Source organism: Streptomyces nanhaiensis (genome assembly GCF_046614825.1).
GTDB classification, from domain to species: domain Bacteria; phylum Actinomycetota; class Actinomycetes; order Streptomycetales; family Streptomycetaceae; genus Streptomyces; species Streptomyces radiopugnans.
This window is the reverse complement of record NZ_JBKJFM010000019.1, coordinates 12,114-27,521: the sequence shown is the minus strand read 5'-3', so window position 1 is coordinate 27,521 and position 15,408 is coordinate 12,114. Positions and strand designations below refer to the sequence as shown.

At 71.9% G+C, this 15,408-nt stretch carries 7 protein-coding genes and 2 pseudogenes; 6 read left to right on the top strand and 3 right to left on the bottom strand.

The window, feature by feature from the left end:
- The first annotated feature begins 7 nt into the window (after window positions 1-7).
- Window positions 8-3,607, top strand: a complete 3,600-nt coding sequence (gene putP / locus ACLIYP_RS07785) for a sodium/proline symporter PutP (RefSeq protein ID WP_412712404.1) — start codon at window positions 8-10, stop codon at window positions 3,605-3,607.
- Window positions 3,608-3,812: 205 nt separating this feature from the next.
- A pseudogene (locus tag ACLIYP_RS07780) lies at window positions 3,813-4,004 on the top strand (ISL3 family transposase); the annotation flags it as partial.
- 77 nt (window positions 4,005-4,081) lie between these two features.
- Here the strand turns inward: ACLIYP_RS07780 and ACLIYP_RS07775 are convergent.
- Together ACLIYP_RS07775 and ACLIYP_RS07770 are read right to left on the bottom strand one after the other, a co-directional pair.
- Entirely contained in the window at window positions 4,082-4,735 is a 654-nt protein-coding gene (locus ACLIYP_RS07775) for a hypothetical protein (RefSeq protein ID WP_412712403.1), read from the bottom strand.
- The gene (locus tag ACLIYP_RS07770; protein WP_412712402.1) at window positions 4,732-6,429 is read right to left on the bottom strand and encodes a PHP domain-containing protein; all 1,698 of its coding nucleotides are present in this window, start codon (window positions 6,427-6,429) and stop codon (window positions 4,732-4,734) included. The genes ACLIYP_RS07775 and ACLIYP_RS07770 overlap by 4 nt, the downstream gene beginning before the upstream one ends.
- Window positions 6,430-6,934: 505 nt before the next feature.
- Here ACLIYP_RS07770 and ACLIYP_RS07765 point away from each other — a divergent pair.
- The 3 genes and pseudogenes from ACLIYP_RS07765 (at window position 6,935) to rph (ending at window position 11,736) form a co-directional block, all read left to right on the top strand.
- Window positions 6,935-8,329 carry a cellulase family glycosylhydrolase gene (locus tag ACLIYP_RS07765; RefSeq protein ID WP_412712401.1) on the top strand — a complete coding sequence of 465 codons (1,395 nt, stop codon included), beginning with the start codon at window positions 6,935-6,937 and terminating at the stop codon, window positions 8,327-8,329.
- 196 nt (window positions 8,330-8,525) lie between these two features.
- A pseudogene (locus ACLIYP_RS07760) lies at window positions 8,526-8,895 on the top strand (NF041680 family putative transposase); the annotation flags it as partial.
- Window positions 8,896-9,135: 240 nt separating this feature from the next.
- The gene (gene rph, locus ACLIYP_RS07755) at window positions 9,136-11,736 is read left to right on the top strand and encodes a rifamycin-inactivating phosphotransferase (RefSeq protein ID WP_412712400.1); all 2,601 of its coding nucleotides are present in this window, start codon (window positions 9,136-9,138) and stop codon (window positions 11,734-11,736) included.
- A gap of 734 nt (window positions 11,737-12,470) precedes the next feature.
- Here the strand turns inward: rph and ACLIYP_RS07750 are convergent.
- Window positions 12,471-14,342 (bottom strand): chitinase, encoded by a 1,872-nt coding sequence (locus ACLIYP_RS07750; protein WP_412712399.1) that lies wholly within the window; start codon window positions 14,340-14,342, stop codon window positions 12,471-12,473.
- 249 nt (window positions 14,343-14,591) lie between these two features.
- Between ACLIYP_RS07750 and ACLIYP_RS07745 the strand changes: the two genes are divergently transcribed.
- Window positions 14,592-15,161 (top strand): RNA polymerase sigma factor, encoded by a 570-nt coding sequence (locus ACLIYP_RS07745; protein WP_412712398.1) that lies wholly within the window; start codon window positions 14,592-14,594, stop codon window positions 15,159-15,161.
- The last annotated feature ends 247 nt before the right edge of the window (window positions 15,162-15,408 follow it).

Genomic DNA, 15,408 nt, shown 5'->3' with positions numbered 1-15,408 from the left:
TGAGGACATGTTCGGTCTGAGCGCACCGGTCGTGACCGTCTTCGCGGTCTACGTGGTCGTCATGATCGGTGTGGGCGTATGGGCTTACGCCCGTACCCGCACCTTCGCGGATTTCGCGCTGGGCAGCCGCAGGCTCAGCGCGCCGGTCGCCTCCCTCTCCGCCGGGGCCAGCGACATGTCCGGCTGGCTGTTCCTCGCTCTTCCCGGCGCCGTCTACGCGGCCGGGGTGGGCGCCACCTGGATCGCCGTCGGACTGGTGGTCGGCACCTATCTCAACTGGCTGTTCGTCGCGCCACGGCTGCGCGCCTACACCGAGCGCGCGGACAACGCCGTGAGCCTGTCGGCCTATCTGGAGGAGCGGTTCGAGGACCGCACCAGAATGCTCCGCATCGTCACGGCCGCCGTCACCGTCGTGTTCTTCACCGTATACGTCGCCGGCGGCCTGGTCGCCGGCGGACTGCTCTTCGAGCAGGCTCTCGGCATCGGCTTCGGCCCCGGGGTGACCCTGACCGCCCTGGCGATCGCCGTCTACTCGTGTCTGGGCGGCTTCCTCGCCGTGAGCCTGACACATGTGCTCCAGGGCACGCTGATGTTCTTCGCCCTGGTCGTGCTGCCGGTGACCGGCATCGTCACGCTGGGTGGACTCGGAGCGCTGGGCGACAAGCTCGACGACACGGCGCCGTCCCTGCTGGACCCGGGCGCCCGGGCCGGCTTCGCGGACGGCCAGTGGTCCGCGGGCGGGCCACTGGGAGCCGTCGCGATCGTCTCGCTCCTCTCCTGGGGTCTCGGCTACTTCGGCCAGCCGCACATCCTCGCCCGGTTCATGGGCATCCGCAGCATCCGCGCCATCCCGGCGGCCCGGCGCATCGGCACGGGCTGGGTACTCGTCGTCCTCGCGGGCGCCTCCCTCACGGGCCTGGTGGGGATCGCCCGGCTCGACGAGCCGCTCACCAACCCCGAGGCCGTGTTCGTCGTCCTGGCCGACGTCCTGTTCAACCCATGGGTCGCGGGCGTCATGCTGATCGCCGTACTGGCCGCGATCATGTCCACCGCGGACAGCCAGCTGCTGGTGTCCTCCGTCGCCCTGACCGAGGACTTCTACCACGCCTTCCTCAGCCGCCGGGCCCCGGACAGGGCGCTGGTGTGGATCGGCCGCTGCGCCGTGGTGGCGGTGACACTGGTCGCCTACGCGATCGCCCTCCAAGGCGGCGGCGTGCTGGGCATCGTCGCCTATGCCTGGGCCGGTTTCGGAGCCGCCTTCGGGCCGGTCGTCCTCCTCTCGCTGTACTGGCCGCGCATGACCTGGGCCGGTGCCATGGCCGGCATCGTGACGGGCGCGGGCGTCGTCCTCCTGTGGGACAGGATCACCCCGCTGCTCGGACCGCTGGAGTCCGGCGTCTACGAGATGATTCCGGGCGTGCTGGTCTCCACCGCCGCCGCTCTGGTCTTCGGCCGGTGGGTCGGCCGGCCTCCGCAGCGCGCCTTCTGGCGGCTGCCGGGAGGCGGAGTGAACCAGCTGAAGCTGGAACCCTCCCTCGGACAGGCACCGGTCGGCATGGCCGTGCTCGACTCCGACCTGCGGTACGTCTGGGTGAACAAGGTGCTCGAAGACCTGGTTCCGCTGGAGCGGCGGCTGGGACGGCGGGTGACGGACGTACTGCCGGAGCGGGACGGGGAGGATCTGGAGGCCCGGATGCGGACCGTGCTGCAGACCGGGGTCCCCGTGATGGACTACGAGCTCCGCGGCCCCGACTCCGTCGGTTCGCGCCGGGGACGGATGTACTCGGTCTCCTGCTTCGGGATGGAGGACCGCCACGGGCGGCGCGTCGGGATCTGGTACATGGTCATCGACGTCACCGATCGATGGAAGGCCAAGCAGCGCCTGGCGCTGCTGAACGACGCCAGTGCCAGGATCGGCAGCACGCTGGACGTGACGCTGACCGCCCAGGAACTGGCCGACGGCGTCGTGCCGTCCCTCGCCGACCTGGTCACCGTCGACCTGCTGGACTCGGTGCTCCGGGGCGAAGAGCCCGCTCCCGGGCCGGTCGGCGGTTTTGCCGCCCTGCGACGGGCGGGGCACAGGTCGGTGGACGGGGGGTGCCCGAAGGAGGGCCCGGCCGTGGGGGAGGAGGTCCGCTGCGCCCATGCCTCCCTGGTGGCCCGCTGCATGCTCCAGGGCAGAACCCTGGTGGAACCGGGGCCCGGTACCGCCGCCCGTGCGCGGAGGGCCGGCGATCCGCCCCCGGACCCCTCCGGTGACGAGGCCGGGGGCCGCACGGTGATGGTGGTGCCGGTGCGGGCTCGCGGCGTCACCCTGGGCGTGGCCACCTTCGTCCGGTCCCGGTGCCCGAGCCCCTTCGAGGAGGACGATCTGCGTCTCGCCGAGGAACTCGTCTCCCGGGCTGCGGTGAGCGTCGACAACGCCCGCCGCTACGCACGCGAGCGCGCAGCGGCCCAGACCATGCAGCGCTCGCTGCTCCCGCACGGCCTGACCGGCGGGTCGGCCCTGGACGTGGCGTCGTGGTACCTCCCGGCCGACAGGCCGAGCGGTGTGGGCGGCGACTGGTTCGACGTGATCCCGCTCTCCGGGGCACGGGTCGGTCTGGCCGTCGGGGACGTGGTCGGTCACGGCGTCAACGCGGCGATCACCATGGGGCGGCTGCGTACGGCCATGCGCACGCTCGCCAACCTGGACCTTCCCCCCGACGAACTGCTGGCCCACCTGGACGACCTGGTCAACGACCTGATGGGGCCGGAGCACGGGGACGAGGCGCCGGCCGCCGAGAGCGAGAGCGTGGCCGCCACCTTCATGGGCGCCACCTGCCTGTACGCCGTGTACGACCCGGTCAGCGGGCGGTGCACGCTGGCCCGGGCCGGCCACCTCCCGCCCGTGGTCGTCAGCCCGGAAGGCACCGCCACCATCCTGGACCTGCCTGCCGGACCGCCGCTGGGCCTGGGAGCCCTCCCGTTCGAGTCCGTCGAGTTCGAGCTGGAGGAGGGCAGTCTGGTCGCGCTCTACACCGACGGCCTGATCGAGGGCTGCGACCGGGACATCGACATCGGCCTCTCCCGGCTCACTGATGCCCTCGCGGCCCCCCGGCCCCGTCTGGAGGCGACGGGCGACAACGTCGTCAAGACCCTGCTGACAGGCCCGCCCTCCGACGACGCCGCCCTCCTCCTCGCCCGGACCCGGGTCCTGGACTCGACGCAGGTCGCCTCCTGGGAGCTGCCCCGAGAACCCGCGGTCGTCGCGGACGCCCGCACCCTCGTGGCCGGGCAGCTGTCGGAGTGGGGGATGGACGACCTGCTGTTCACCACGGAGCTGATCGTCAGCGAACTGGTCACCAACGCCATCCGCCACGCGGCCGGGCCGATCACCCTCCGCCTGATCCGGGAGCACGCGCTGATCTGCGAGGTCTCCGACGGCAGCAGCACCTCGCCCCGCCTGCGTCACGCCCGCACCACGGACGAGGGCGGACGGGGTCTGCTGATCGTCGCGCAGCTCACCCGGCGCTGGGGCACCCGCTACACGGCGGAGGGCAAGGTCATCTGGGCAGAGCAGGCCGCGCCCTCGAGCCCGCCGCCCGCGCCTCCACCGGCCCGGTGACGTGAGCTGTCTGCCGGCGAAGGACCGGGTCGTCTCCCCCGGGACGACCGTCTCGGCACCGGTGCCGGTGACCGTCACGCAGCCGGTGAAGCCCTCATTCCAGCGGTTTGGGGCGTAGCCGGCCGCGCACCCGGCCGGGGCATCGTCCCGGGCACGTCCGACCCGGCAGATCCTCTCGCCCGTGTTCCGCCCGGCCGGTCATCACCGCTTCGTCCTGCGCCGGCGGCACCGCCGTGCCACCGTGGTGATCGACGCCGGGACCGGCGAGCGCATCGACGTGCTGCCCGGCCGCACGGCCGACACCCTCCAGTCGTGGCTGCGCGAGCATCCGGGTGCCGGGGGCGTGTGCCGCGGCGGCTCGGCCACGGCTACACCCGCAACGACTGAGCGACGGCCACGGAAGGCGTTCCGTGCGCACGGCACCGGAGCACGACGTCAAGCGGCGCCGTGCGCACGGGAACGACTCGTCCGGCATCAGCCGTGCACGGCGCAGCACGGGTGTGGGTCGGGCAGGTCGAAGGGGAGGTAACCCCCGCGGGCCGGCACCAGCTTCAGCACCAGCACACCGGCCCGCCATTCCGGGCGCAGATGGCTCCGGGTGTCCAGCTCGGCCGTCGGATCGGCCGGGGTGCCGCCGAGCACCTCGACCGCGGTGACGGCGCTTCGCTCCAGCAGTTCTCCGACGGTGAGCACCGTCGGCAGCCCGGCCGATCCGGGGAAGACCACCGCCCGCCCCCCGGTACGGGCGGTGCCCTCCGCCGCGGCGGCGCGGGCGGCGGTCCAGTCCTCCGGCGCCGCTCCGTACCCGTCCGTGGTGTCCGGGAGCGGCAGCCGGCGGTTTCCCAGCACGGCGCGTACACCCGCGGGCAGTGCACCGGGGGAGCCGCCGGCCGCGGCGAGGCGGTCCAGGGCCGCCTCGGCCGCCGCCGCGTCCGGCAGCGCCAGGGACAGCGAGACCCGGCCGGGCGCGTCCGGCACCCGGTGGGTGCAGGCGAAGGCGGTCTCCGGCAGCGGCAGGTGCCGCGCCAGGGCGTGCAGCAGGTGGTCGGCCCCGCGCAGGCTGCCGGGGCCGGGGTCCAGACCGATCACGGTGCCGGCCGGAACGCCGGTCGGGACGGTTCCGCTCATGTGGGGATCACCCACATGGGGTTGGAGTAGAACCACAGGTCCAGCCACGGGTCGGCATCGCCCACCACGTCCAGTGCCGGGCCGTGCGGGTCCACCTCCGGGCCGCCCAGGCCGGGCTGGCTGCGGTTGCCGTCGGTGCCGCGCAGGCGCACGTACAGCGGGCCGCTCACCCTGCCCAGGTCGCAGGTCAGCCGCACACTGCCGGTGGACCTGCCCACCTCGAAGGACTCGACCACCCGGGTGTTCGGGGCGCTGAGGGCGTCCGGGTCGGAGGCCGGACCGGTCACCGCGCCCCGGATGACGTCCACTCGGGCCAGGACGGGTGTGAACTGTGCCCAGTTGGCGCCGTTGGCCAGCGCGATGTCGACGACCAGCTCCACCCGGGCACCGCGCCTGACCTGGAGCATCCCGCCCAGGGTGACGGACTTGCCGCCGCTGCGCAGCCGCGCGTCCAGACCGGAGATCAGACCACCGTGGTCCACCCACACCCGGCCCTCGCGCAGGCCCTCCATCACCGCCGCGTAGGAGAAGTCGCGGGCGCCGACATGGGTGCGGCTGTACTGGCCGGGCCAGAAGTCGCCGGCGGTCAGGTTGGGCCCGCCGGAGTACACCGGATCGCCGTGGTGGCCGTTGGTGTTGAAGTCGGTGTCCGCCGGGCGCCTGGACAGATCACCCCAGTTGACGTGGGAGTCGGAGTTGGCAGTGATCCACCAGGGCTTGCCCTCGGCCAGCAGACTGTCCCACAGGCCGCCGACCGTGGCGGTCATCCAGTCGAACCCGCCCCAGGTGCGGTAGCTTTCCGCCGGGTAGCCGGGCCATGAGTCGTCGCCGGGGGCCCCGCCGTAGTAGCCGCGGGCGCTGCCGGGGCCGTGCGGGGCGGGGATGCCGGCGGCCTGGTGGCCCGGAGCCCCCTCCATGCCGATCGCGATGGCGGGCTGGGCGTCGCGCCAGCCGCGTATCTCGTGCGGGGAGTCCACGCCGCGCCGGGCCGGGTGATTGGCGAGCATCAGCGCGTCCTTGATCTTCCTGTGGCGTACCTGCCGGGCCAGGAAGTCCAGGCCGGCGATGGCCAGGGCCTCGTTCTGCGGACTGCTGCCGCTGGTGCCGGTGACGCCGCCGTCGTAGTCGGCCTCGAACTGCTTGAGGACCGAGACCTCGCCGGCCCCGGGGTGGACGAAGACAGTGCCGTGCTCGGCTCCGGGGATGTTCCACTCCAGTCCTTGGAAGACCAGGGAGTCGGAGAACTCGGCGCGGGCCCGTCTGATGTCGGGATTGACCTTCTCCACGCCGATGCGGACGTGGTTGGCGTTGCCGTGGTCGGTGATGACCATCCAGTCAAGGCCGTGGCGGGCGCCGTTGCGCACCTGGTCGGCCACCCGGTACATGCCGTCAGAGCTGTACTGGGTGTGGATGTGGTGGTCGCCGGCCAGCCAGAGCAGCTTGCCGTTGCTCCTGCTCCCACCGGAGGCAGCGGCAGCGGCGGGGGCGGCCACCCCGGGGAGGACGTTCGCGCCGGCGATGCCGGCCCCGAGCAGACCCGCCCGGCGCAGGATGCCGCGCCGCGACAGCTGCTCGGGGGTCAACTCGCCGTCGGGCACGGACTGGTCCATGGCCGCGGGCAGCGGGCCGGGCGCGGCCTCTCCACCGTGGTGGTGATGCGGGTGGGAGTGATCGTGGTGGTGTCCGGTACCCATGGGCGCTCCTGAGTTGTTCCAGGCCTCGGCGGTTGCCGAGGGGAACACTCGGGAGGGCAGATGAACGCCGAATGGCACCGGGCTGGCCTGGGGACGCAGTTTGCGCGTCGTTGTCATATGCGCCAGGCCCATACGGGACATGCCGCCGGCCACGCCCCCTCGCCCGTCGCCCGGCCACCGGGCGTTCCCGGCCGGGTGGGGGCGGTCGCCGCGGCGCGGCACCCAGATGGGCGGGACAGCACACCGCGCCCGTACTGAGCCGGGTGAGGTGCGGTGAAGACAGCATCGGTGACGGGTATGCGGCCGGGCGGCTCGTGCCGACCCAGTCGGCCGGGCTCCTTCCGGCGGGGCCGGCGGCCCTCTTCCAGGTCCCGGCCATCCGCACCGTTTTCGACGGTCAAATGTCTGTACGCGATCAACACGCCGGTGTACGGTCACGGGTCGATGGAACTTGGGAGCGCTCCCATTCGGTATATCCGCTCCGCTTCGCACGAGGAGAAACGCTGTGAAACGCTTACTGGCCATAGGGGCGAGCTGCGCGACGGTCCTGGGCCTGACGACACTCGCCGGCCCCCAGGCGGCGGCCGCCACCGGCTGCAGGGTCGACTACACGATCACGAACCAGTGGTCGGGCGGCTTCCAGGCCGGGGTGAAGGTCACCAACCTGGGTGATCCCGTCAGTGGCTGGGTCCTCAAATGGACCTGGCCCGACGGCGGGCAGAAGGTCGTCCAGGGCTGGAACGCCACCTGGTCGCAGTCCGGCTCCACGGCCAGCGCCACCAACGTCGACTGGAATCGCACCCTGGCCACCGGCGGCACCACCGACCTGGGCTTCACGGGCTCGTTCACGGGCGCCAACCCGAAGCCCACCGCGTTCACGCTCAACGGTGTGGCCTGTACGGGCTCCATCGGCGGCGAGGAGCCCCCGCCCGACCCGGATCCCGATCCCGGCCCGGGCACCGGTACCCCGGTCGGCATCAACGGGCAGCTCAAGGTCTGCGGCGTGAACCTGTGCAACCAGTACAACCGCCCCATCCAGTTGCGCGGCATGAGCACGCACGGCATCCAGTGGTTCGGCAAGTGCTACAACAACGCCTCCCTGGACGCGCTGGCGCAGGACTGGAAGTCGGACCTGTTCCGCATCGCCATGTACGTGCAGGAAAGCGGCTACGAGACCGACCCGGCGGGCTTCACCAGCCGCGTGAACAGCTACGTCGACATGGCCGAGGCGCGCGGCATGTACGCAATGATCGACTTCCACACACTGACGCCGGGCGACCCGAACTACAACCTCGACCGCGCCAAGACCTTCTTCGCGTCGGTCGCCGCCCGCAACGCCGCCAAGAAGAACGTGATCTACGAGATCGCCAACGAGCCCAACGGCGTGAGCTGGACGGCCATCAAGAACTACGCCGAGCAGGTCATCCCGGTCATCCGGGCCGCCGACCCGGACGCCGTCATCATCGTCGGCACCCGCGGCTGGTCCTCGTTGGGAGTCTCGGACGGCTCCAACGAGACGGAGGTCGTCGACAACCCGGTCAACGCCACCAACATCATGTACGCGTTCCACTTCTACGCCGCGAGCCACAAGGACAACTACCGCGCCACGCTGAGCCGGGCGGCCACGAAGCTGCCGCTGTTCGTCACCGAGTTCGGTACGGTGAGCGCCACCGGCGGCGGAGCGATGGACCGCGCGAGCAGCGTGGCCTGGCTGGACCTGCTCGACCAGCTGAAGATCAGCTACGCGAACTGGACCTACTCGGACGCGAACGAGAGCAGCGCGGCGTTCAAGCCCGGCACCTGCAACGGCAGCGACTACAGCAGCAGTGGTGTGCTGACCGAGTCCGGTGCGCTGCTGAAGAGCCGGATCAGCACCCCCGACACCTTTCCGGTCGGCTGATCCACCCGCTGACCTACTCGGGTCAAGTCCTGAAGGGTCCTGAAGTGACGTTTGGGGAGCGCTTTCAACCCGGGAGCGCTCCCGCCAAGCCCTGGGGCCGCCCGCGTCGGCGCGAAACCCGCAGCCGCGTTGTCACCTCCGTGAAAGCGGGCGCGTCACTGGCCCGTCCCGCAGGGAGATGGAAGGCGAGGGGCCGGTCGACCGTCTGTGGCAGGCGTTTCTGCGGCGCTTCGACATCGAGCACACCTTCCACCTGTTCAAACAGACCCTGGGCCGGACCTGCCCGAAGACCCGCACCCCCGAAGCCGCCGGCGGCCGTGGGAGAAGCCGACCGTGCCCGACAGGCTCACCCCCGCCCGCGTCCGTCGCGACTTTCGGCACCTGCGGCCGAAGGCCGCCTTCCCGGCCGGAGCACCGAAATCCTCCCGGCCCGGCCCGGGAAGGCGGCCTTCGGCCGCGGGAACAACCAGCCCACCGCACGCCATGACGTGCACACCGTCCGCAAACCCGGCCCCACAAAACGACGCGCGAAGAAGTCAACGACTCCGCGTCCTCGCCGCACAGGTCAAAGACCGCACCCGCAACACCTGAGACGCAGCCCCCCGGGAAACACGAAAGGCAAGGAGAGCCCTCTCCTTGCCACACTCAACTTATAGCGCACCGGGGGGCTTGCCACAAGGCCCCCGACAGGGCGGAGAATCGGCGGCCGATGCCCGACAACCTGCGGAAATGAGGGGCGCGACGTGTGCGTGCGGTGGTCGACGTGTGTGGGGAGCGGCGGTGCGGTGGTCCCGGGAGGCGGCGCTATGAGCGAGCAGTACGTGGTGGACCTCGGAGAGGTCGCCGGGGCCCGGGTCGCGGCCGTCGGCGGCAAGGCGGCGCACCTGGGTGAGTTGTCGCGGATCGAGGGGATCCGGGTGCCGGCCGGCTTCTGCGTGACGACGGACGCATTCAGGCGGGTCGTGGCGCACGTGCCGTCGATCGACGAGCAGCTCGACGAGCTGGCGCGGGCCGACCCGGACGACCGGGAGACGATCCGCACGCTCTGCGCGCGGCTCCGCCGTGCCATCGAGGAAGCCGCCGTCCCGGGCGACGTCGCGGAGGCCATCACCCTCGCCCTCGCCCGGTTCGGCGAGCGGGCCGCCTACGCCGTCCGCTCCAGCGCGACGGCGGAGGACCTGCCGACGGCATCCTTCGCCGGCCAGCAGGACACCTACCTGAACGTCGTGGGGCCGGCGGCGGTCCTGGAGCACGTGAGCCGTTGCTGGGCCTCGCTGTTCACCGAACGGGCCGTCACCTACCGGTTCGGGAAGGGCATCGACCACCGCACCGTCCGCATGGCCGTGGTCGTGCAGCGGATGGTCTTCCCTGAGGCGTCCGGCATCCTGTTCACGGCCGACCCCGTCACGGGGCACCGGAAGACCGCCACCGTGGACGCCGGGTTCGGCCTCGGCGAGGCCCTGGTCTCCGGACTGGTGAACCCGGACGTCTTCAAGGTGCAAGACGGCGAGATCGTCGACAAGACGATCGTCGCCAAACGGCGCGCCGTCCACGCCCTGCCGACCGGCGGCACGCGGGACGTCGCCGTCGACGCCCCGCGGCAGGAGCAGCCGGCGCTGACGGATGCCCAGGCAGTGCGGCTCGTACGGCTCGGGCGGCGGATCGAAGCGCACTTCGGCCGTCCCCAGGACATCGAATGGTGCCTGGACGGCGACGACTTCCACATCGTGCAGAGCCGGCCCATCACCACGCTGTTCCCCGTCCCCGAGGCCGACGACCGGGAGAACCGCGTCTACGTCTCCGTCGGGCACCAGCAGATGATGACCGACGCCATGAAGCCCCTCGGCCTCTCACTGTGGCGGATGACGGCCATGGCCCCCATGCGGGAGGCCGGCGGGCGGCTGTTCGTGGACGTCACCCCGCACCTGGCCGCACCCGCGAGCCGCGCCGCCCTCCTGGACATGATGGGGCGGGAAGACCCGCTGATCACGGACGCGCTGCAGACACTCCTCGACCGCGGCGACTTTCTCCCGCCGCTCCCCGCAGACACGAAACCCGGCGGGCCACCGGCCGGCGGCGCCCCCGCCCCGATCGACACCGATCCGGCCCTCGTCACCGAACTGGTCGGGCGCAGCCAGGCGTCCGTCGCCGCGCTGGAGCGCGACATCCGCACGAAGAGCGGACCGGAGCTGTTCGACTTCCTGCTGGAGGCCTTCGAGGAGCACAAACGCGTCCTCGGTGATCCGCTGAGCATGCGGGTGATCATGGCGGGCATGGAGGCCACCTGGTGGCTCAACGACCGCTTGCGGGACTGGCTGGGGGAGAAGAACGCGGCCGACACGCTCACGCTGTCCGCCCCCGGCAACGTCACCTCTCAGATGGGGCTGGCGCTGATGGACGTCGCGGACGCCGTCCGCCCGCATCCGGAGGTGGTGGCGTTCCTGCAGGGCGTCGAGGACGACGACTTCCTCGATGACCTGGCGAAACTCCCGGGCGGACCCGAAGCGCGCGATGCCGTCGAGGCCTACCTCGACCGCTACGGGATGCGCTGCGTCGGCGAGATCGACATCACCAGGCCGCGCTGGCGGGAACAGCCCGCCGCCCTCGTGCCCGCGATCCTCGACAACGTCCGCAACTTCCCGCCGGGCGCCGCCGCACGGCGTTTCGAGGAAGGCCGGCGGAAGGCGCTGCGGAAGGAACAGGACGTACTGTCCCGCCTGCGGGCCCTGCCGGACGGGGAGCGCAAGGCCGACGAGACCAAGCGGATGATCGACCGGATGCGCACCTTCATCGGATACCGGGAGTACCCGAAGTACGGCATCGTCAGCCGCTACTTCGTCTACAAGCGGGCCCTGCTCGCCGAGGCCGAACGGCTCGTGCGGGCCGACGTGCTCGCCGGGAAGGAGGACGCCTTCTACCTCACCTTCGAGGAACTGCACGAGGCCGCGCGCTCGCACCGGGCGGACACCGAGCTGATCCGGCAGCGCAAGGACGCGTTCCGTGCGTATCAGGCGCTGACTCCGCCCCGGGTGCTCACCTCGGACGGTGAAGCCGTCAACGGGGCGTACCGACGCGACGACGCACCGGCCGGTGCCCTGCCGGGCCTGCCGGTCTCCGCCGGGACCGTCGAAGGGCGGGCCCGCGTGATCCTGGACATGGCGCAGGCCGATCTCGAAGAGGGCGACATCCTGGTCACCGCCTACACGGATCCGAGCTGGTCGCCGCTGTTCGTCGGGATCGCGGGCCTGGTGACGGAGGTGGGCGGCCTGATGACCCATGGCGCGGTCATCGCCCGGGAGTACGGCCTGCCGGCGGTCGTGGGCGTGGAACGGGCCACCCGCCTGATCCAGGACGGCCGGCGGATCCGCGTCCACGGCACCGACGGCTACATCGAGCTGCTCTCCTGACCGGCGGCGCCCCGGGAGGGCGCCTTCTCCCCGGCCGGCCCTTCGGTGATCCCGGCCAGGCCCGCGCCGCCGCCACCAGGAACGCGTCACCGCCTACCCGGCCCGCTGACGCTCCCATCGGTCGTCAAGCGGTCTGGAGCCAGTCGCGGTAGCCGTCGGTGAGGTCGGCGCCGCCGCGGGCGCCTCGCCCGGCGGGCCGTCACCGGTTCCGTCCTGGCCTCGGTCACCGCGCTGCTCCTGGGCCTCTCCACGCCCGCCCACGCCGGAGGGCCTTACATCTGGGCCCCGGCCGGCAGCATCGGCAGGCGACTGACGATCCGCGTCAGGGACCTCGGGGTCAGGCACTCGAAGGGAGGGACGCCCTTCGAGTGCCTGACCAGCGGGCAGACCTTCACCGTCGAGCACGTCGACCTGGAGTTCGGCAGCGAGTGGGTCTACGGCTACGCCCGGAGCAACGTCAACGCCCGCGATTACGTCCAGGACGGCTGGTCCTGCAGCAGTTGACGGCACCGGCCGACTTCCGGAACAGGCCCGGTCCAGGTCACTCGCACCTCTGCCGATTCAGGCCGCGGACGGGCATCGGATGAGGGACGTGCCCGGGAGAGCCATGGTCCGGCAAGCGGCTCACGAGTCACCCCGACCGATGCCCTGCCGCACGCTGCGGGCAGCCGGCCCTCCCACGCACCGCTGCCGCCATACGGGTCAGCGGTTCGGTCCGAGGGTACCCCGGCCGCTCACGGCCCGAAGTAGCCGTCGAAGTTCCGCGAGAACTCCCAGCCGCCGTAGCGGTCCCAGTTGATCGACCACGTCATCAGTCCGCGCAGGTCGGGCCAGGTGCCGTGCGTCCGGTAGGTGCCGCAGGCCGTGCCCTTGGTGAGGCAGTCCAGCGCCTTGGTGACCTCGGCGGGGCTGGTGTGCCCGCCACCGGCCTGGCTGGTCGCGGGCAGGCCGATCGCCACCTGCGAGGGCTTCAGCGGAGGGAAGACCTTGTCCGGGTCGCCCGCGACGGGAAAGCCCGTCAGCAGCATGTCGGTCATCGCGATGTGGAAGTCGGCGTTGCCCATGGTGTGGTACTGGCCGTCCAGTCCCATGATCGGGCCGGAGTTGTAGTTCTGGACGTGCAGCAGCGTCAGGTCGTCGCGCAGGGCGTGGATGACCGGCAGGTACGCTCCGGCGCGCGGGTCCTGGCCGCCCCACCGCCCCGATCCGTAGTACTGGTGGCCCAGTTGCACGAAGAAGGTCTCGGGGGCCATGGTGAGGGTGAAGTCCTCACCGTAGCGGGCCTTGAGGGTCCTCAGCGCCGAGATCAGGTTGACGATGACGGGGCTCCTGGGGTTCTCGAAGTCGGTGTCGCCGTCGTCCAGGGACAGGGAGTGTCCCTCGAAGTCGATGTCGAGGCCGTCGAGGCCGTACTCGTCGATGATCGCCGCGACCGAGCGGACGAAGGCGTCGCGTGCGGCCGTGGTGGTGAGGCGGACCTGGCCGTTCTGGCCTCCGATGGAGATCTGGACCTTCTTGCCCGCCGACTGCTTGGCCTTGATCGCCTGTTTGAACTCCTCTTCCGTCTCCACGTTCGGGCACTCGCTCGGCGGGCAGAGCGCGAAGCGGATGTCACCGGAGGTGGTGGAGGTGGGCTCGCCGAAGGCGAGGTTGATGACGTCCCAGGTGTCGGGGACGTCGGCCATGCGCGTATAGCCGGAGCCGTTGGCGAAGCTGGCGTGGAGGTAGCCGACGAGGGCGTGGCGTGGCAGGCCCGTGCCGGGGTTGTCGCCGCCGTCGCCCGCCCGGGCGGTGGTGGCGGTGACGGGGGCGGACTTCGCCGACTCGCCGGCGCCGTTGACCGCGCTGACGCGGAACTCGTAGGAGGTGGCGGCCGCGAGCCCGGTGACGGTCGCCGAGGTGCCCTGCACCGACAGGGCCTTCGCCCCGTCCCGGTAGACGGTGTAGCCGGTGGCGCCGGCGACCGCGTTCCAGTTCAGGGTGACCGAGGAGGAGGTGGTCGTGCCGACGGTGGGTGCGCCGGGAGCGGCCGGGGGCTCGGGGTCGGGGTCGGGGTCGCCCGGGTCGCCGCCGGGGCCGGTGAGGGAGAGGTCGTCGGCCAGGTAGGCGCTCTGGCCGTACCAGCCGTGGGTGTGGACGGTGACCGAGGTGGTGTTCGGGCCGGTGGTGAAGGAGGTCTTCAGCTGCTGCCAGCCGGAGGAGCCCGGGGTCCAGGTGGAGACGTCGGTGGTGCCGGTGCCGGATGCGCCGAGGTAGACGTAGGAGCCCTGTACCCAGGCGCTCAGTTCGTACTTCGAGTCCGGCTGTACGGTCACGGTCTGGGAGCACTTGGCGTTGTCGCTGCCGGCGGGGGTGGCCTTCAGCGCGGCGGTGCCGCCGTGGACCGGGGAGGAGACGGTCGTGCCGCTGCCGGCGGAGCAGGTCCAGCCGCTCAGGCCGGACTCGAAGCCGGCGTTGCGCACCAGGTTCGGCTCGGCGGCGTATGCGCCGTGGCCGTCGAGCGTGGTGGCGCCGCCGGCGAGGAGGGCGACGCACGCCGCGGAGGCGACTCCCGCACGGATGCGGAGGGGTTTCGTTCTGCTGGTCTGTGCGGAGGGACGGTCCATGGCTGTCTCCGTACGTCGGGGACGGTGGGGGAGCGCGTTGCGGGTGGCACGGCGACACCGCACTCCAGGAAAATGGTTCAGACCAATAAGGTTGTCAAGGGTTTCGGCACCGGCCGCCGCCATCCCGGCCCCCGGCACGATGACGTGGGTACCGGGGCCTCGGGGTGCGGAACCGGTTCGGGGCGAGCGGCGAAGTACCTGGGAAAACCCGCTTCCTCGGGCACTGTTCACGGATGAGAGGAGCCGCCGTTGACCGCGGAACCGGGCACGGAGGCGAGCCGGCGCGGCGACGCCCGGGTGATCGAGCGGTCCCAGGACGAGCCGGAGGCCTTCGCGGAACTCTTCGACCGGCACTCCGCCGCGGTACACCGCTACGTGGCGCGTCGGCTCGGCACACAGGCCGCGGACGATCTGACGGCCGACACCTTCGCCGCCGCTTTCCAGCAGCGCCACCGCTACGACACGGGCCGGGCCGACGCCCGGCCGTGGCTGTTCGGTATCGCCACCAACCTCGTCGGCCGACACCGGCGCGCCGAGGCACGCCGTTTCAGGGCGCTGTCCCGGCTCCCCGCCCCGGTCGACCATGGCCAGGGCGTCGCCGAGCCGGCCACCGCACGGGCCGACGCCTTCCTCGTCGGCCACCGGCCGGCAGCCGCCCTGGCCGCGCTCCCGGCTCCTGGCCGCGATGCGCGGCACGGAACGGGCAGGCACCGCCTGGCCGGACGCCACGACCCAGCCGACCCCGGCCCCGCGCCGCCGCTGGGTGCTGCGCGCCGCGCTCGGCGGTGTGCTGACCGCAGCGGTCGCAGCCGTCCCTGAGCCGGACGGCAGGCGCGCTTTCGGTGGCCGGGACGGGGACGCCGACGCTGTTCACGGAGGTCGGCAAGGGCACCGAGGACGCCGAGCCCTCGCTGCTGACGCAGGTCCGGAACGGAGGGGACGGCGAGTGATCCCGGCGGTCCGCCCTCGCTCGGCTGCCGACAGCGCGGGCGGCGCCTGGCTCGTTGTGCGGGTGTGGACGACGAACGGAGGGTTCTGGAACGGTGGCCGTATGGGGCGGGGCAGC